This window comes from Xanthomonas sp. NCPPB 2922 (assembly GCF_041520885.1).
Classification (GTDB): Bacteria; Pseudomonadota; Gammaproteobacteria; order Xanthomonadales; family Xanthomonadaceae; genus Xanthomonas; species Xanthomonas campestris.
The window spans coordinates 58,118-74,873 of sequence record NZ_JBGOFY010000015.1; the positions used below are offsets into that span (position 1 = coordinate 58,118).

The following is a 16,756-nucleotide window of genomic DNA, read 5'->3' on the forward strand; positions in this document are numbered from 1 at the left end:
CGGTTCCAGGCACTGTAGGCAGCACTTTTTGGGACGGTATTGGTGCACGCGCCGAGGGCGCCGTGCGTGCTGCGTGTTCAGCGCGCAGCGGGGCCGCTGGTGGTGTCGGCCGGGAACAGCACGCGGATGCACAGGCCACGTCCGTCGCCGCCTTCGCAGGTTTCAATGCGCGCCTCGTGCAGCCGCGCAATGCCGGCCACCAGCGACAACCCGATGCCACTGCCTTGCACCGCGTTGCCGGAAACACGGTAAAACCGCTCGAAAATCGCGGCGCGGGCCTCCTCCGGCACGCCGGGGCCATCGTCGCTGACCTGCACGAATGGGTGCAGCTGATCTGCGCGCAGGCAATACCCGCAACTCACTTCCACCGTGCCGTGCAGGCGCCCGTAGCGGATGGCATTGTCGACCAGGTTGCGGATCAGGATGCCTACCGCGTCCACGTCGCAGCGCAGCACGCACGGTGCGGCTTCCACCTGCAGATTGATATGGCGTGCCTCGGCCTGCACGCTGAATTCGTCCAGCACATGCGTGATGAGTTCGGCCATTTCCACCTGGTGATACGCCGCCGAGCTCATGCCGGCATCCAGCCGGGCCAGATCCAGCAGTTGTTCGGCCAGGCGATTGCTGCGACGTGCGGTTTCCAGCAAGCGTTGCAGCGCGGCGTCCTTGCTTTCCAGCGTGGTGGCACGCAGGGCGACCTCGGCGTAGGCATGCAGCGCGGAGAGCGGTGTGCGCAGTTCGTGTGCGGCGTCGGCAACGAAATCGCGTTCGGCTTGCACGGCCTTTTCCACGCGTGCCAGCAGCGTGTTGAACGATGTCACGAGTGGGCGGATTTCGTCGGGCACCTGCTGCAGGGGCAGCGGCTCCATGTCCAGGCCCTTGCGTTGCGCGATGGCGTGCGAGATGGCGCGCAGCGGGCGCAGCGAGGTGCGCACCGCCAGCCACATCAGCAGGCCCAGGATCGCCAGCTGGCTGGTATTGAGCACGATCGCGGTGAGCGTGCGTTCCAGTTCGGCGCGGGGTGATTCGGCATCGACGGCAGCTTGGTCGTGCGCGCGGGCATTGCGCCTGGCACGTAGATGCGCTGCATCGACAGTGGCGATCTGGCGTTCGATCGGGTCCGGCAGCGCCGCCAGCAGCTGCGCACCGAAATGGGTGAGTTCGTGTTCGAGCGCGCTGTCCTTGCCATGGAACATCAGCGCCACGATGATCCAGATCGAGGCTGCCCAGCTCAGCACCACGATTGCCCCCAGCGTCGCCAGCATGCGCGCCTGCAGGGATCTCATTCGGGCGCCTGGCCGATCATGTAGCCCTGGCCATAGATGGTGCTGATGGCCTCGTCGCCAAGCTTGCGCCGCAGCTGGTGCACGTACACCGCGATCATGTTGCTGCCGCCTTCCGACGGGCCGCCATACACGCCTTCTTCGAGCTGGTCCTTGGTGACCACGCGCCCGGCGCGCTCCATCAAGGCCAGCAGCAGGCGGTATTCGTGCGCGCTCAATGCGACCCACTTGCCGTTGCGGGTGACCTTGCGGCTGCTCGGGTCCACCGACACTTCGCCCTGGGTGAGCAACGGCACCACGCGGCCCTGGCTGCGCCGGGCGATGGCGCGCACGCGTGCCATCAGTTCATCGAACTGGAACGGCTTGACTAGGTAGTCGTCTGCGCCGGCATCCAGGCCGCGGATGCGGTCGGTGAGCTGGCCGCGCGCCGTCAGCGCGATCACCGGGGTGGGGTCGTAATGGCCACGCATGTAGCGGATCACCGTGAGCCCGGAATCGCCGGGCAGGCCGATGTCCAGCAACACCGCGGTGTAGTGGTGTTCCACCAGCGCGGTCCTGGCCGCGGCGGCGGTGCCGACATGGTCGATGGTCCAGGACTGCTGGCGGACGCCGTCGCAAATGGCGTCGGCAAGCATGGTGTCGTCTTCAACGAGGAGCAGGTGCATGGTGGGTCCGCCGGGCACTGGGGCCAGTCCGATCTCCGCAGCACTGTCGGTTGTGGTCGTTAGGCAAATATTAGTGCATCGCCACCGCGGGCAACCCGGGCAGCCGACCAGAGGCGGGCCGCCAGTGGTATCGACGTGCGCAGTAACGGGCTCAGCCGCCAGGGAGAGTACCTGGGTTGCCTATACTCGCGGCGATCGCGGCCGTGTCCGAGCCTGGCTCGCACCGAGGCGGCATCCCGCGGATTTTACGAGGAGTGCTTGCATGGACCTTCTCCCTGCTGCGTTGTTGCTGGGTGTGGTGGCCGGGCTGCGCGCGATGCTGGCGCCCGCCCTGCTCAGTTGGGCCGCGGCCCTGGGCCACGTGCAGCTGGCCGGGACGCCGCTGGGCTGGCTGGGCTGGCGCTACACCCCCTGGATCGTCTCGTTGCTGGCCCTGGGTGAGCTGATCACCGACCAATTGCCCAACACACCCAGCCGCAAGGTCCCGGTGCAGTTCCTGACCCGGCTGCTGAGCGGTGCGCTGTGCGGCGGGGCGATTGGCCTGCAGGCGGGGCAGTGGGTGCTCGGCGCAGCGGCCGGCGTGGTCGGTGCGGTGCTGGGCACCTATGGCGGCGCTGCCGCGCGCGCCGCCGTGGCACAGCGGCTGGGGCGTGACCGTCCCGCCGGGCTGCTCGAAGACGGCTCCGCGCTGCTGCTGGGCGGTGTGGCCCTGGTGCTGCTGCCATGACCGCCACGCGCTACGACGCCATCGTGGTAGGCGCGGGCCAGGCCGGCCCGTCGCTGGCGGTGCGCCTGGCCGAACGCGGCCAGCGGGTGGCAGTGATCGAGCGGCACCTGGTGGGCGGCACCTGCGTCAATACCGGCTGCATGCCGACCAAGACCCTGGTGGCGAGCGCACGCGTGGCGCACCTGGCCCGGCGCGCGGCCGACTATGGCGTGCGCATTGCCGGCCCGGTGGAGGTCGACCTGCCGCAGGTGATGGCGCGTGCGCACGCGATCAGCGATGCGGCGCGCACCGGCGTGGAGCAGTGGCTGGCGCAGACGCCGGGTGTGCAGTTGATCCGCGGCCATGCGCGGTTTGTGGCGCCGGATCGGCTGCGCGTGGGCGCGCAAGAACTCAGCGCACCGCGCATCTTCCTCAACGTGGGCGGACGCGCACGCACCCCGGAGCTGCCCGGGCTTGATCAGATCAATACGTTGAACAACACCTCGATCCTGCAGCTGCGCACGTTGCCGCAGCATCTGGTGGTGATCGGCGGCAGCTACATCGGCCTGGAATTTGCGCAGATCTTTCGCCGCCTGGGGGCGCAGGTCACGGTGGTGGAGCAGCACGCGCACCTGATCGGGCGCGAGGATGCCGACATCTCCGAGGCCATCGCCCAGATGCTGCAAGACGAGGGCATCGCGGTGCGCACCGACGCGCGCTGCATCGCCTTCACGGCGCATGCCGACGGTGCGGCCGTGCAACTGGAGTGCGCGCAGGGCGCGCCGCAGATCGTGGCCAGCCACGTGCTGCTGGCCCTCGGGCGGCAGCCCAACACCGACGATCTGGGCCTGGAGGCCGCCGGCATCGCCACCGATGCGCAAGGCTATGTGCAGGTCGACATGCAACTGGCCACCAACGTGCCCGGCGTGTGGGCCATGGGCGACTGCAACGGCCGCGGCGCGTTCACGCACACCGCCTACAACGATTACGAGATCCTGGCCGCCAATCTGCTCGACGGTGCCGAGCGCCGGCTCAGCCAGCGAGTACCGGCCTATGCGCTGTTCACCGACCCGCCATTGGGCCGGGTGGGCATGAGCGAAACCCAGGCGCGTGCCAGCGGGCGGCCATTGCTGGTGGCGCACCGCCCGATGCAGCAGGTGGGGCGTGCGCGCGAGAACGGGGAAACCATCGGCATGATGAAACTGGTGGCCGATGCGCAGACCCGGCGCTTGCTGGGCGCCGCAATTCTGGGTCTGCACGGCGATGAAGCCATCCACGGCATCGTCGACCTGATCAACGCCGACCAGCCGATCGACACCCTGGAATGGGCGGTGCCGATCCACCCAACAGTCTCCGAGCTCTGGCCGACCCTGGCGCGCGCGCTGGCCCCTGCGCAGTAACGCGAGGACGCGCACTGCTGGGTGCCGCGTGTGGCCGCGTACGCGCGCTTAGTGCTGCAGGATGGCGCGCAAGGCTGCGTCCAGGCGCACGTACTGGAACTGAAAACCCGCATCGAGCGCGCGTTGCGGCAGCACGCGCTGGCTGACCAGCAGCAGATCGGCCATTTCGCCAAAGCCCAGTCGCAACACACCGGCCGGCAACGCCAGCAGCGCGGGGCGGTGCAGCGTGCTTGCCAGCGTGCGCGCGAATTCTGCGTTGGTCACCGGCGTCGGTGCCGTGGCGTTGTAGGCACCGGCCTGGCCGTGCTCCAGCAGCCATTGCAGCAGGCCCACCATGTCGGCGCGATGGATCCAGCTCATCCAGTGCCGCCCATTGCCGAACGGCCCGCCGCCGCCCAGCCGGAATGCCGGCAGCATGCGCGCCAGCGCACCGCCATCGCGGTCCAGGACGATGCCGGTGCGCACGCAGCTCACGCGCAGGCCCAGCGCGGCAATCGCCATGGCCGCGGCTTCCCAGTCGCGGCAGAGCGCTGCGGAAAAGTCATCGCCGGGGCCGTCGGCCTCGGTCAGTACCGCGTCGCCGCGTTCGCCGTAATAGCCCACCGCCGAGCCGGACACCAGCACGCGCGGCCGTTGTTCGGCCGGCTGCTGGGCGATCCAGGTGTGTAGCTGCTCGGTGGTGCCGATCCGCGATGCACGGAAGCGCTGCTTGCGTGCGTCGGTCCAGCGCCCGGCCGCCAGCGGTTCGCCGGCCAGGTTGATCACCGCATCGGCGCGCAAGCTGTTGCTGAGCGTGGCGACCGCGGTCACGCCGGGCAGTGTGCGCGCCGCACGCGGCGGGTCGCGGGTCAGCACGCTGACCTGATGGCCGGCCTCCAGCAGCGCCGGACACAGTGCCTGGCCGATGAAACCGGTGCCGCCAGTGATGAGCAGATGCATTGCCAGGCTCCAGTGCGCCGTATCGATGCCGCACCATAGGCGATGGCGGGCGCGAGTGGAGTGAAGCCGTGCGGGGGCGTGTTTGTCACTGCGGCTGCGTGATGCACGAGAAACGCGGCACGCCTGAAACGCAAACGCGCCGGACAAGCCGGCGCGTCGTGATGCAGGTACCGCCTGGCGCGTCAGCGCGAAGACGACACCGAATGCGCCCGCTCGAAATGCGCCGAAACCACACGGCGGGTTTCTTCCAGATGCGCCTTGACGGGGTCGGTCTCCGCGGCCGGGATCAGCTCCGCATCCAGGATCTTGATGGTGTCGGCGTGGTCGGTGACCATCGTGCGCATGAAGGCGTTGCGGTACGCGTCCTTGCCGTCCGGCAGGGTGAGCGTCTTTTCCAGTGCGTCCACCGCAGCCTTGCCTTTGGCACGCATCGCATCGGCGCGCGGCGAATCGGTTGCGCCCAGGGCCTTGGTCTTTTCCAGATTGGCCTCGTGGTCGTGCAGCATCTGCTTGGCGAATTCGTCCGTGGCGCCGCCCAGATCCTGTGCGATGGCCTGCTTGGCCAATGCGATTTCGTTCTCGTCGATCGCCGCAAGCACGCCCAGCGCGCCGCCGTCGCCCTTGGCCAACTCGGTTGCGCCAGTGCCGCTCACCGGGGCAGCGGTAGGTTCGGGCGAGACCGCCGACGCGGTCCGCGAGGCGTCGCCTCCTGGGCGATCACAGGCGCTGAGGGAGAGCATGGTCAACAACGAAGCAGCAATAAGCGTGAGTTTCATGAAAGTCCTGGGAACGGGGGAATGGCGGCGGCCGTCAACGGGCCTACAAGAGCGGCTGCACAGTAGTTTTGATAGCTGCTCCAAATGCAAAGGAGCCGCTGAGCGGCTCCGGTGTCGCATGGATCAGGCCCACTGCGGCTGGGCAACGGGTTGCATGCCCAAAGGTCGTACAGGTGCACGTGCTGCAGCCTGCCCGGTCCGGCACATCCGCGCCATGTGCGCCGTGCGCTCACGGATCAGCGGGTGTTCGCTTGCCGGTGCACTGCCCAATAAGCTGGCTACATGGAAGCCAAGGATCTCCTCCGCGCGGTCGCCCTGGTCGCTGATGATGTGCGGCACCAGCCGCTCCAGTCGTTCCAGCTCCTGCTGCACTTGATACGGGGTTTTCATGACGATCTCCATTGGATTACAGGTCTTGCTCAACGATTGCGATCAACTTGTGCGATTGCCCAGACGCTGCCAGCAGTCAGTGGCCAACTGTTCGTAGTTCGACTGCGTGCTTGACGAAATGAAGTGATGTTCCAGACGGTCGCGAAACAGCCTCAAACGCTCCTGGTCGCTGGAACGCGGTGCCTGCAGATAGATGTCGCAGGCCATCTTCACAACCGGCGACAATTCGCTGAACTTGCCGGCGCCGAGATTGCCTTGGGCATGCCGCGCCTGCCAATGCGCGATTTCGGCTTGTACATCGATGACGGAGGGATCTCTGCTCATGACTTGCATGTTCCGGGTTAAACAAACTTGACGCGCAGAGTAACTGCAGGTATGTCAACAAATGATCATCGAACGCGACAATTCAGCGCGGCGTTTGCCAGGGTTTGCTTAATTAGTCAGCTTTTTGCGCCGCGCCTGCACAGCGTGCCATCGCAACTCACCTGCGAACACCTTGCGTGCACATGTGCCGCACCACCCACCAGGCACTGCGGAGTTTCGGTGTCGATTGCAGCTACGTTACGGGGCATCGATGAACTGCGCACTGCGCACGGTAAAGCAACAGCGTCGCGTTGCCTGCATTGATTGCGCGAAATAGCGCGCGCACTGCGTCATTTCACGGAAGATTCTGAACCGCTCCACACCTGTGTAACGTCTGATCGTTAAGGTGGACGCTTGGAGCGATGGAGAGAGTACTCAGGATGCAGGACAGCAATAACCGCAGTTCAAAGCCGCATCACGCAAGCGGCACCCCCGAAGCACGCGTCTGGTGGCACGCCCTGTTGGAGCTACGTGGCGGCCGCATGTTGGTCAGCCTGGTCGTTGTCCTGCTGATCGTGTTCGGGTTCTACTTGCTGCTGAAGTAGCAGACAGGGCGCGGTAGACAGCGGGGCATGGCATGCGATGCGTGCATCACGCCAGTGACAACCTGCCACGAGGGGAATGCCATGCAACACACGCACTACCGGCAGGTGCTGGGGCACACGCTGCGCGACGTATCTCACGATGGTCACGAGCGTGCCACCCATGCCTGGGTGTGCGCAGAAGTGGCGCGTCTGCTGGGCGTGCGCACCATGCACGCCGGGAGCAATGAGCGCGTTCAACACGATGGCGGCGCGGCAGCGCACACGCTGCATATCCCCGACGAAACCCTGACCATTGCACAAGCACGCACGCTGGGCATTCAGGACACGCGTGACGTGTTGGGCGGCGTGGTGCCTTACGCCTTTCTGGCCACCAAGGTCATCGGCCATCCGTTGATCACAGACGCGGCGCAGCGTGTGGACGGTTGGAATCAAGCCCTGGCCACGGCCTTGATGCCCGCCACGTTGCCGGGGTACACGGTGTTCTCGCGTGCAGATGCCACGCAGGCAGCAGCGGCGTTGCGTAAAGGTGGTGGCGTGCGATTGAAACTTCCCACCGGTGTTGGTGGCAACGGCCAGTGGCGGATCGACGATGCCGCGCAGCTGGATGCCGCATTGGACGCCTTGCCGCCTGCGTATCTCGCCACCCATGGCGCGGTGCTGGAGCGCAACGTGGTGCAGCCGCACACCCATAGCGTGGGCGAGCTGTGCATCGGCGGCATCCAGATCGCCTACTACGGCACTCAATGCAGCGTGCGCGATGGCAATGGTGCAGAGGTGTATGGCGGTTCCAGCTTGCGCGTCTACCGCGGCTCGCTCGAAGCGCTTGCCGCCAGCGCGTTGCCCCCGCTTGAAAAACAGGTGGTCGCACAGGCCTGCATGTACGATCGATTCATCACTGCCGCGTATCCTGCGTTGCAGATCTCGCGTCGCAATTACGATGTCGTGAGTGGGCAGGACGCGCAGGTAGGCCCGGTCTGTGGTGTGCTGGAGCAATCCTGGCGCGTCGGTGGTGCCACGCCGGCAGAGCTCGCTGCCATTGCCAGCTTTCAGCAGGACCCGGCGCTGCGGTGGGTCACCGCCTCCACGCATGAACTGTATGAGGGCGATGCGCCGGACGACGTACAGATCTACTACCGCGCGCAGCGGCCCGGGCCCGGGCCGCGCATCAAATACCGGAGGGTGTCTACGGACTGATGGAAGCCAAACTATCCAGCATCGAAATCCCCGTTGGCCAGGATGAACTCAGCGGCACCTTGCTCACGCCGACCGGCATGCCGGGTGTGTTGTTCGTGCACGGGTGGGGTGGCAGCCAGCATCACAGCTTGGTGCGCGCGCGCGAAGCCGTGGGCCTGGGCTGCATCTGCATGACCTTCGATCTACGCGGCCACGAAGGCTATGCCTCGATGCGCCAGAGCGTGACACGTGCGCAGAACCTGGACGATATCAAGGCCGCCTACGATCAGCTGGCAAGCCTGCCGTATGTGGATGCGCATTCGATTGCGGTGGTGGGCTTGAGCTATGGGGGGTATCTCTCGGCCTTGCTGACGCGCGAGCGCCCGGTGGAATGGCTAGCGCTGCGCTCGCCTGCGCTCTACAAGGATGCGCATTGGGATCAGCCGAAAGTGAGCCTGAATGCCGACCCGGACTTGATGGACTATCGCCGGCGTGCGCTGGCGCCAAGCGACAATCTGGCGCTTGCCGCGTGCGCGCAGTACAAGGGCGACGTGTTGCTGGTGGAGGCCGAGAACGATGTGATCGTGCCGCATCCGGTGATGCGCAACTATGCAACTGCGTTCACCAATGCGCGCTCACTGACCTCGCGTGTCATCGCCGGTGCCGATCATGCGTTGAGCGTGAAAGAGCATCAGCAGGAATACACCCGTGCATTGATCGATTGGCTGACCGAGATGGTGGTGGGGCGTCGCATCGCATTGGCCAAGGAAGTGGTGGCCGCACGCAAGCAGTTGCTCAAGGAACAGCAGGGCGACGCGGTGTCGTTGCCGGGGCAGGGTTCGCGCGAATTTCGTGGCGACATCCGTGCGGTGGAAAAGACGTCGGCATAAGAGCAGCTATCAAAACTACTGCGCAGCCGCCAGGCGGGCGCGGCCGGTTCTCGGAATCGGCATGTACCCACGTACATTCCGGTTCCGAGCGCCGTCCGCACCCACCTGACGACTGCTCGCTACGTTTTGTTGGCCGCTTTAAGTTGCACTTGCCGAGGCGGTTCAAAACACGCGCTTGGCCACGCAGCAAGACAGTCTCGCAAGACGTTGAAAACAACAACGGGCCCACTGGGCCCGTTGTTGTTAGCCACCCGCGTGCAACGGATTGCGTTGCACGTAGCGCGCTCCTTTAGAGACGCGTGTCATCGGTGCGGCGCACCGAGCCATCGTGACGATCCGAATCAAAGGCCTCGCGCACGGCATGCTTGGCTTTTTCCCAGCTCAGGCGCGAATCGGCCTTGAAGCGGTCCCAGCCGTCGCCCAGGTCGCGCTCCAGATGGTCATCCCATTGGCGGCCGGCATGTTGCTGGCGCGCCTGCATGCCATAGCGGTACGCAGGGCGATAGTCATCGTAGGAATAATCGGCTTCGCGGTACCCCACGCTGTCGAAGCGGCTCTGGTAGTGGTTGTCGTTGTCGCGATACACGGTGTGGGTGCGATCCGCACGGTCCCAGGCATCACGCGCGGCCAAGCGGGCTTCGTCCCACTCCAGACGCGATTCACCACGGTTGCGCGGCCATTCACCTGCCAGCGTGGCTTCGGTCTCTTCCCAGGTGCTGGTGGGGCGGGTTTCGCGCGCCTGCAGGCCGAATCCGTAAACGGTGGCGTAGTCGCGATCGTAGTCGGTGCCTTCTTTGTAGTACGGGCGGTTGCGATGTTCCTGGCGCCAGTATTCGGCCTCCACCGTTGGGTCTAGCCGTTCGGCCACGCCCTTGCCGGCGGCAGCGCCAGCCACCACACCTGCCGCGGCGCCGATCAGCGTGCCCAGCGGGCCAAACACCGTGCCCGCCAGCGCGCCTGCGGCCGCACCACCGGCAATGCCGCCCACGCCCACGCCCACCGGATGGGAGCCGGGCGTACCGGAGATCGGGTCGCGGTTGAGGTCCTGTGCTTCTGCCTTGCGTTCCTGCTTGTCGTAGCTGGTCATGTCGCCTCCGGGTTGCTTCAAGGACGCGTCCTGATACTGCAGGTCCGCGAATGTGGCGTCACGATGGCGTCGCAGGAGTGAAACGTGTGTGCGTGGATGTGAGTGCGGCCGCGACATGACTGAACTGTGCACGCGCAGTTACGGATGAGTTCGTCGCGTTCGCGCGCGCAATGAAGAGGGCCGCTTGCGCGGCCCTTGCTCATCCCTTGATGCACACCACCTGGCGCAGCGTGTGCAGCACTTCCACCAGGTCCTGCTGCGCGGCCATCACGGCGTCAATCGACTTGTACGCCGCCGGCGATTCGTCGATGACCGCCGCATCCTTGCGGCATTCCACGTGCGCAGTGGCTTCGCGGTGCTGCGCCAGCGTGATCTGCTGACGCGCGGCGGTCCGGCTCATGACCCGGCCCGCACCATGGCTGCAGCTGTGGAAGCTCTCCGCGTTGCCGAGCCCGCGCACGATGTAGCTACGCGTGCCCATGCTGCCGGGAATGATGCCCAACTCGCCGGTGCGCGCACTGACCGCGCCCTTGCGGGTGATCAACAGTTCCTCGCCGCCGTGCGTTTCCTTCTGCACGTAGTTGTGGTGACAGTTCACCGCCAGCTTTTCTAGCTGGAACTTCGGCAGGCGGTGGCGCATTTCCGCCAGTACCCGCGCCATCATCGCCTCGCGGTTTTCGCGGGCGTAATCCTGCGCCCACGACACCGCTTCCACGTACTCATCGAACAACGGCTCGCCTTGCATGAAGAATGCGAGGTCCTTGTCGGGCAAATGAAAGCCCAGCACGCGGTTGGCCAGCTGCTCACGCGCCCGCTCGATGAAATAGGTGCCGATCAGGTTGCCGGTGCCACGCGAGCCGCTGTGCAGCATCACCCAGACCGCATCGGTTTCGTCCAGGCAGATCTCGATGAAGTGATTGCCACCGCCCAACGTGCCGATCTGGCACTCCAGCTTGTCGGTACGGATGCGCCGATGGGTCTGCTTGATCGCTTCCAGGCGCGGCACCAACCCGGACTGTGCAATGCGCGTGGCGATGCTGTCCGGGAGCTTACGGTGTTCGCCACCACGGCCGTTGCCCACCGGCACGCTGCGCTCGATGCTGGAGCGCAGCTGGGCCAGGTTGTCGGGCAAATCGTTTGCACGCAGCGTGGTGCGCACTGCGGCCATGCCACAGCCGATGTCCACCCCGACCGCAGCCGGGATGATGGCGCCGCGGGTCGGGATCACAGAGCCCACGGTTGCGCCCTTGCCCAGGTGCACGTCGGGCATCACCGCCACCCACGGCCCGACAAAGGGCACGGCGGCGATGTTGCGCAGCTGTGCATGCGCCTGTTCTTCCAGCGGCACGCCGCGCACCCAGCCCTTGATCGGCGTGGAGGTGCCTTCGGCATGCAGTAATTCGTAGGTGTGTGTGTTCATTGTTCTCATTCCTTTGGGGCCGTGCGCGGCGGATCCGTCCACCGCACACGGCGATCATCAGCGCAGCGTCACCAGCTGCTTCAGCACGCCATCCAGGCCGCCGAACACGGTGAGCGTGTCGATCTTTTCGGTGACCTTTTCCAAGGCCTCCAGTTCCTTCAACCGCATCAGCACGCTGCTTTCCTCGATCAACTTTGCAGTGTTGAGCAGTGAACGCGTGGCATTGGCTTCTTCGCGCCGGCGGATCACATTGGCTTGCGCCTGCTTCTCTGCCTGCACCACTGCATTGAGGATGGCGCGCATCTCGCCGGGCAGGATCACGTCCTTGACGCCCACGCCCAGCACCTCGATGCCGAAGCCGTGCACGCTGCTACGCACATGCGCCACGATGTCGGCGTCCAGCGATGCCTTGTCGCCCAGCAACTCGTCCAGCGTCTTGCTGGCCACCGCACGGCGCAGCCCGTATTGCAGTTCGCGATACAGCAAATCACCGGCCTTGGCCACGCGGGTGCGCATCGCCACCGCATCGGTGATACGCATGCTGGCAGCCAGGTTGACCCGCAACGACACCTTGTCGCGGGTCAGCAACTCCTGGCCGGAGACTTCGACCGATTGCACGCGCAGGTCGACCACTTCGGTCACCACGGTGTTCTGGAAATTCCAGAACGCATGCGCCCCGGGTGGCAGCGGTGGTGCGAGCGTGCCATCCACCGAGACCAGGCCGACCGAATCGGCCGGCACCTCAACGCAGCTGGCCACCTTCGACAGCGTGCCGAGCTGGCGCAGCCGGCGCTGCACATCCGTTGGCACCTGCAGCCCATCGCTGAGCGGCAGCACCTGCACGGACAGGGGGGTGGCCCCACGCCAGTACAGCGTGCGCGAGCCCGGCGGCAGTACGCCGTCGAGGACGCCGTTGCGCAGCAGCAGGCCGACCTGGTGCGCACCGATGTCGGCGAGCACACAGTGCGTCTCCAGCTGCGGGCCCAGCGCCTCGATCAGCCGCTCGGCCTCGGCCCCTACCGGGGCGCCATTGCCCACCGCATGCAGCGTGATGGTGAGGCGATGCAACGGGTCGAACAGGCGATAAACGCCGGGCATGAGCAGGCGCGCAAAGCGCCGGTCGCGATACACCAGGCCGCGTTCGCCGTCACCGATCACGACCTTCTTGGTCCAGAACATGGCATGTCTCCTTGGGTTGGCTCTGGTGATCCGATCCGGGCACACGCACACGCCTCGTCCCCCGGATCGGAACCGGGACGAAGCCATTGCCGACGCAACGCGGCGCAAGCGGGAAAGAGAAGGAAACGCCCGAGACAGCGCGGTGGCGGAGCACGGTGGGCTGGCGCTGCCGCCGCACCGCACATGACCAACACGGCGAACCGCACGGCCAGACGCACTGCAGGGAAGGCAGCGCCAGGCCGCAGGCCCGGCGACAGCGCCGCTGTCTGGTGGCCGCGCACGTTTGTGCGCCTACACCAGGCAAGGGCGTTTCCTGGGGTTGGGACATGCGTCCCGTGGTGCATGACGTGAAAGGTCATGGTGGAGCGGGATTCGAACCCGCGACTCACGGAGGTGACTCCGCTGCTCTACCCAACTGAGCTATCCAGTGGTGGATGTGCCGGAATCGAACCGACCCTGTGGCTGACGCCACCGCTCCCACCAGGAGCCGACATCCGATGTCAGAAACTGCATCGGGGTTTCCGGTATATGCCACGGCACGCCGCGCACACCAGCTGGAATAAACTCCAGACCGCTGGAAACCTTTCTGCATCGTTTCTGATTACCGTTCTCTGGAACGATAATCCATGTGTACGCATGATCGTCTGCCGCCCGTGCCCGACACCTGGGCACAGCGCTTGCGCGCCTCGCAGCACTGCAACTTCCCTGTTGCCGGGCGTTCCCTGCCCGGGTGTCTTCGGCGATCAGCCGTACCAACCTGTTGAGCGAACGCATAACGAAAAACGCCCCCGGATGCAGCATCCGAGGGCGTTCGCAAGCCTCGGAGATCGGGTGACCGATCTCCCGTGGCTGAAGATCAATCGAAGATGTGCATCCGCGCTGCCAGCACGGCGACACGCGTCTGCGGAACGCGGTTGGCGCGTTGCAGTCGGTCCTGTTTGCTGGGGAGATGAATGGTCATCTGCGCGGGAATCCAAAAATTGCAGGGCGTACCTGCCGAGGGCGCGAACATTACCCGTGTTGTTTTTATTGTGCAAGGACTTTATGCAAAAAATAATCGAGTCGATTATCTCCGGGCATCATCGGCGGTTATCCAGTGCGGCCGCGACCTGGGCCAGATCATCACGCAGCAGCGCGCGTGTGGCGGTGCGCTCGGGCTCACGCATGCGCAGGATGGCGGACGGGTGCCAGCTTGCCAGCGCAGTGGTGCGGTCATCCAACGCGCGCCATTGCCCGCGTTCGGCGGTCAATCGAAACGCGTTGCCGAACAGGGTTTGCGCCGCCATCGCGCCCAGCGCCAGCACAATGCGTGGGCGTACCCGTAACAGTTCGGCGGCCAACCATGGCCGGCACGCGGCCTGTTCGCCGGCGGTGGCGCGCTGATGCAGCCGGCGTTTGCCGCGCGGGACGAACTTGAAATGCTTGACCGTGTTGGTGACGTAGGCCATCGCCGGATCCAGGCCCACGTCGGCCATCAGCGTGCCCAGCAACTGGCCGGCCGGGCCCACGAACGGGCGGCCCTGCTGGTCTTCCTGGTCGCCGGGCTGTTCGCCAATGATCATCAACGGCGCGCGGGCAGGGCCGGCGCCAAATACGACCTGGGTGGCCGGCTTCCAGAGATCGCAGCGACGGCAGTGCTGTGCCTGCGCTCGCAGCGCGGGCAAGGTGCCGCTGGGTACGGTGTCCACCGGCTTGGCCAATGGAGTGGTGGGCGCAGAAGAGATGCGGTGCGCAGGCATGGGCGGCGGCAAGGCAAGCGGGTAGCCGACGCTAGGGCGCGGCCCGCCGAGACGCCGTGAATCACGTAGTGGTGCGCGCGGGCATGCTCACTGGGTGGCGATGGTGCGCGTGCGTGTTCGGCCATTGCTGCAACGGCGGCCTCGGCAGGCGTGCGAAAAACGCGCTGGGCGCTGTCTCAACGCAGCTCAATCGCGACAGTCGGTCGCACGGTGGGCAATGCACCGCAGTGCCGTTTGAATGTATGCACCAGTTTGCATCCAACGATTTGTAGGCGACTAAAGACGCATTCGCGCAGGGATACCGGTGGCGCACCACAGCGGCAATGGCGCATGCACTCCAGCGTGACGACAAGGCACCACCCGCCGTCCCGCAACACTCAGTGGCCGTGCGAGCCCAGCGTGCGGGCGCCGGTGAGGATCATGCGCAGCATCTGCGAGATCTGTTCGACCAGCTCTGGGTCTTTCTCCGGCGGCAGGTCCATCGCCGTGGCGCCCATCGCAAACACCAGCCGGGTGATCGCCTTGGAGACCAGCGCCGGCGCATGCAGCGTGGCGCCGTCGGCGGCGGCCAGGCGGATCAGGTCCACGCGCAGCTCGTCTTCGAAATAGCTGAGCTCGCGTTCCACCGCCTGCTTGAAGGCATCCGAGCCCACCGCGCCCTCACGCAGCAGCACGTGCAGCAGCTTGTCGTCGGCGCGCAGCTGTTCCATGAAGGTTTCCACCGACACCCGGATCACGCTGCGGTCGGTGGAGGTCGCCCGCCGCCGTGCCTGGCCGATGATGGTGCGCAGCGAGCGCCCGGCCAGATCGATCAGCGCCACGGCGAGCTCGTCCATGTCGCGGAACTGGCGGTAGAAGCTGTTCGGCGCGATGCCGGCCTCGCGGGCCACTTCGCGCAGGCTCAGCGTGGACAGGCTGCGGTGCGGGCCGATCAACGACAGCGCTGCGGCGATCAGGTCCTCGCGTGAAATCGCCGGCTTGCGTGACGGCGGCGCGTCGTGGGATGGCAGGGCGATGGAGGTCATGAGGCAGCAGCCGGGCGTGGGCCTGAATCATAGCCCCTCTGGTCGATATACAACTGTATACACGTCTGTGCATGCGTGCGTATAGTACACCCCATGAACTCGGCTCCTGCTCGCATGCCCAAGTCCCCGCTGCCCACGCGCCTGGCGCGCCGGCTGGTGTCGCCCCAGCTGTTCGACTTCTGGGCGACCCGGATCAACCCGCTGTGGACCCTGGAGCGCCCGCTGGCGCGGCTGGTCGCACGCACGCCAGCCAGCCGGGATGCAGTGACCTTGCTGTTCCAGCCCAATGGGCATTGGCAGGGCCTGCAGGCCGGCCAGCACGTCAGCATCGGCGTGGAAATCGACGGCCGCCGCCTGCTGCGCAGCTACAGCCCCACGGTGCTGGCCGACGGCCGCCTGGCGATCACCGTCAAGGCGATCACCGGCGGGCTGGTCAGCACGTATCTGGCCAGTGAGGCGCCGCTGGGTGCGCTGGTCTCGCTGGATCCGGCGTTCGGCGACATGCTGCTGCCCACAACGCCCGCACCTCTGTTGCTGTTGGCGGCCGGCAGCGGCATCACGCCGATGCGCGCGCTGCTGCAGGCCGCCGCTGCGGCAGGCATGCCGATGGACGTGGACCTGCTGTACTGGGTGCGCCAGCGCGACGAGGCCTGCTTTCTGGACGAATTCGAAGCACTGGCGGCCGCGCATCCGCGCCTGCGCGTGCAACTGCTCACCACCCGCGAAGGCGCCGCGCCTGCGCCGCGTATCGACACCTTCCCGCTGGAGCAGGTCACCGCCCTGCAGGACCGGCATGTGATGGCCTGCGGGCCGGGCGGTTTCGTGCAGGCCGCGCGCGCGCGCTTGCAGGACCGTGTTGCCCGGTTCCAGGCCGAAGCCTTCAGCGTGCCGGCACTGGACGACGGCGAAGCCGGCCAGGTGCAGGTCCAGCTGTCACGCAGCGGCCGTACGCTGACCCTGCCGCGCGGCCAGTCGCTGCTGGAAGGGCTGGAAGCCCAGGGCCTGCGTCCCAAACACGGCTGCCGCATGGGCATCTGCAACAGCTGCGCGTGTGCGCGCCAGTCCGGCACCACGCGGCACCTGCTGACCGGCGAGCGCAGCAGCGAACCCACCGCACAGGTACGCCTGTGCATCAGCGCCGCCAGCACCGACCTGATCCTGGATCTGTAAGGAACC

17 protein-coding genes and 1 other RNA gene are annotated in these 16,756 nt (G+C 66.2%); 7 read left to right on the forward strand and 11 right to left on the reverse strand.

All coding sequences use genetic code 11. The annotated features are described in order from the left end of the window. Positions 1-77: 77 nt before the first annotated feature. A complete protein-coding gene (locus ACD584_RS16025; RefSeq protein ID WP_175611477.1) occupies positions 78-1,286 on the reverse strand; it encodes a cell wall metabolism sensor histidine kinase WalK in 1,209 nt (402 codons plus the stop codon). Then, positions 1,283-1,948, reverse strand: coding sequence for a response regulator transcription factor (locus tag ACD584_RS16030; protein ID WP_040941992.1), 666 nt, complete (start codon positions 1,946-1,948; stop codon positions 1,283-1,285). Before ACD584_RS16030 ends, ACD584_RS16025 begins: the two co-directional genes overlap by 4 nt. Before the next feature lie 262 nt (positions 1,949-2,210). On the opposite strand from ACD584_RS16030, the gene ACD584_RS16035 reads away from it, so the two are divergent. Both ACD584_RS16035 and ACD584_RS16040 read left to right on the forward strand, forming a co-directional pair. Further along, positions 2,211-2,675, forward strand: coding sequence for a DUF4126 family protein (locus ACD584_RS16035; protein ID WP_076035825.1), 465 nt, complete (start codon positions 2,211-2,213; stop codon positions 2,673-2,675). Beyond that, positions 2,672-4,054, forward strand: a complete 1,383-nt coding sequence (locus ACD584_RS16040) for an FAD-containing oxidoreductase (protein WP_076035826.1) — start codon at positions 2,672-2,674, stop codon at positions 4,052-4,054. Before ACD584_RS16035 ends, ACD584_RS16040 begins: the two co-directional genes overlap by 4 nt. A gap of 48 nt (positions 4,055-4,102) precedes the next feature. Here the strand turns inward: ACD584_RS16040 and ACD584_RS16045 are convergent, their stop codons facing one another. The 4 genes from ACD584_RS16045 to ACD584_RS16060 form a co-directional block, all read right to left on the reverse strand. After that, the gene (locus ACD584_RS16045; protein ID WP_076035827.1) at positions 4,103-4,993 is read right to left on the reverse strand and encodes a TIGR01777 family oxidoreductase; all 891 of its coding nucleotides are present in this window, start codon (positions 4,991-4,993) and stop codon (positions 4,103-4,105) included. A 182-nt stretch (positions 4,994-5,175) separates the two neighbouring features. After that, on the reverse strand, positions 5,176-5,769 hold the full coding sequence (locus ACD584_RS16050) for a DUF4142 domain-containing protein (protein ID WP_076035828.1): 594 nt from the start codon (positions 5,767-5,769) through the stop codon (positions 5,176-5,178). A 123-nt stretch (positions 5,770-5,892) separates the two neighbouring features. Then, positions 5,893-6,159, reverse strand: coding sequence for a hypothetical protein (locus tag ACD584_RS16055; protein WP_162277240.1), 267 nt, complete (start codon positions 6,157-6,159; stop codon positions 5,893-5,895). 42 nt (positions 6,160-6,201) lie between these two features. Then, positions 6,202-6,483, reverse strand: coding sequence for a hypothetical protein (locus ACD584_RS16060; RefSeq protein WP_014506262.1), 282 nt, complete (start codon positions 6,481-6,483; stop codon positions 6,202-6,204). A gap of 419 nt (positions 6,484-6,902) precedes the next feature. Between ACD584_RS16060 and ACD584_RS16065 the strand changes: the two genes are divergently transcribed. From ACD584_RS16065 to ACD584_RS16080, 4 genes are all read left to right on the forward strand, one after another. After that, positions 6,903-7,067 (forward strand): hypothetical protein, encoded by a 165-nt coding sequence (locus tag ACD584_RS16065; RefSeq protein ID WP_014506264.1) that lies wholly within the window; start codon positions 6,903-6,905, stop codon positions 7,065-7,067. Positions 7,068-7,148: 81 nt separating this feature from the next. Then, complete coding sequence (locus tag ACD584_RS16070) at positions 7,149-8,261, forward strand: DUF3182 family protein (RefSeq protein ID WP_175611478.1); 1,113 nt, start codon at positions 7,149-7,151, stop codon at positions 8,259-8,261. Beyond that, positions 8,261-9,130, forward strand: coding sequence for a S9 family peptidase (locus tag ACD584_RS16075; protein ID WP_076035830.1), 870 nt, complete (start codon positions 8,261-8,263; stop codon positions 9,128-9,130). The genes ACD584_RS16070 and ACD584_RS16075 overlap by 1 nt, the downstream gene beginning before the upstream one ends. Before the next feature lie 61 nt (positions 9,131-9,191). Beyond that, a non-coding RNA gene (locus ACD584_RS16080) (sX9 sRNA) lies at positions 9,192-9,265 on the forward strand. A gap of 154 nt (positions 9,266-9,419) precedes the next feature. Here the strand turns inward: ACD584_RS16080 and ACD584_RS16085 are convergent. From ACD584_RS16085 to fabR, 5 genes are all read right to left on the reverse strand, one after another. Then, the gene (locus ACD584_RS16085) at positions 9,420-10,217 is read right to left on the reverse strand and encodes a hypothetical protein (protein ID WP_040942403.1); all 798 of its coding nucleotides are present in this window, start codon (positions 10,215-10,217) and stop codon (positions 9,420-9,422) included. Between the two features lie 199 nt (positions 10,218-10,416). Continuing rightward, positions 10,417-11,637, reverse strand: a complete 1,221-nt coding sequence (locus ACD584_RS16090; protein ID WP_175611479.1) for an RtcB family protein — start codon at positions 11,635-11,637, stop codon at positions 10,417-10,419. Between the two features lie 57 nt (positions 11,638-11,694). Then, entirely contained in the window at positions 11,695-12,816 is a 1,122-nt protein-coding gene (locus ACD584_RS16095) for a slipin family protein (RefSeq protein WP_014506269.1), read from the reverse strand. 1,079 nt (positions 12,817-13,895) lie between these two features. Then, positions 13,896-14,555, reverse strand: a complete 660-nt coding sequence (locus tag ACD584_RS16100; RefSeq protein ID WP_076035832.1) for a UdgX family uracil-DNA binding protein — start codon at positions 14,553-14,555, stop codon at positions 13,896-13,898. 377 nt (positions 14,556-14,932) lie between these two features. Further along, on the reverse strand, positions 14,933-15,580 hold the full coding sequence (gene fabR / locus ACD584_RS16105) for an HTH-type transcriptional repressor FabR (RefSeq protein WP_011038955.1): 648 nt from the start codon (positions 15,578-15,580) through the stop codon (positions 14,933-14,935). Between the two features lie 93 nt (positions 15,581-15,673). Here fabR and ACD584_RS16110 point away from each other — a divergent pair, with 93 nt between their 5' ends. Next, positions 15,674-16,750 (forward strand): ferredoxin reductase, encoded by a 1,077-nt coding sequence (locus ACD584_RS16110; protein ID WP_217694202.1) that lies wholly within the window; start codon positions 15,674-15,676, stop codon positions 16,748-16,750. Positions 16,751-16,756: the final 6 nt, after the last annotated feature.

Bases quoted from the DNA above. Each gene is read 5' to 3' on its own strand.
- ACD584_RS16025 (WP_175611477.1), bottom strand. From the start codon at position 1,286: ATGAGATCCCTGCAGGCGCGCATGCTGGCGACGCTGGGGGCAATCGTG.
- ACD584_RS16030 (WP_040941992.1), bottom strand. From the start codon at position 1,948: ATGCACCTGCTCCTCGTTGAAGACGACACCATGCTTGCCGACGCCATT.
- ACD584_RS16035 (WP_076035825.1), top strand. From the start codon at position 2,211: ATGGACCTTCTCCCTGCTGCGTTGTTGCTGGGTGTGGTGGCCGGGCTG.
- ACD584_RS16040 (WP_076035826.1), top strand. From the start codon at position 2,672: ATGACCGCCACGCGCTACGACGCCATCGTGGTAGGCGCGGGCCAGGCC.
- ACD584_RS16045 (WP_076035827.1), bottom strand. From the start codon at position 4,993: ATGCATCTGCTCATCACTGGCGGCACCGGTTTCATCGGCCAGGCACTG.
- ACD584_RS16050 (WP_076035828.1), bottom strand. From the start codon at position 5,769: ATGAAACTCACGCTTATTGCTGCTTCGTTGTTGACCATGCTCTCCCTC.
- ACD584_RS16055 (WP_162277240.1), bottom strand. From the start codon at position 6,159: ATGAAAACCCCGTATCAAGTGCAGCAGGAGCTGGAACGACTGGAGCGG.
- ACD584_RS16060 (WP_014506262.1), bottom strand. From the start codon at position 6,483: ATGAGCAGAGATCCCTCCGTCATCGATGTACAAGCCGAAATCGCGCAT.
- ACD584_RS16065 (WP_014506264.1), top strand. From the start codon at position 6,903: ATGCAGGACAGCAATAACCGCAGTTCAAAGCCGCATCACGCAAGCGGC.
- ACD584_RS16070 (WP_175611478.1), top strand. From the start codon at position 7,149: ATGCAACACACGCACTACCGGCAGGTGCTGGGGCACACGCTGCGCGAC.
- ACD584_RS16075 (WP_076035830.1), top strand. From the start codon at position 8,261: ATGGAAGCCAAACTATCCAGCATCGAAATCCCCGTTGGCCAGGATGAA.
- ACD584_RS16085 (WP_040942403.1), bottom strand. From the start codon at position 10,217: ATGACCAGCTACGACAAGCAGGAACGCAAGGCAGAAGCACAGGACCTC.
- ACD584_RS16090 (WP_175611479.1), bottom strand. From the start codon at position 11,637: ATGAACACACACACCTACGAATTACTGCATGCCGAAGGCACCTCCACG.
- ACD584_RS16095 (WP_014506269.1), bottom strand. From the start codon at position 12,816: ATGTTCTGGACCAAGAAGGTCGTGATCGGTGACGGCGAACGCGGCCTG.
- ACD584_RS16100 (WP_076035832.1), bottom strand. From the start codon at position 14,555: ATGCCTGCGCACCGCATCTCTTCTGCGCCCACCACTCCATTGGCCAAG.
- fabR (WP_011038955.1), bottom strand. From the start codon at position 15,580: ATGACCTCCATCGCCCTGCCATCCCACGACGCGCCGCCGTCACGCAAG.
- ACD584_RS16110 (WP_217694202.1), top strand. From the start codon at position 15,674: ATGAACTCGGCTCCTGCTCGCATGCCCAAGTCCCCGCTGCCCACGCGC.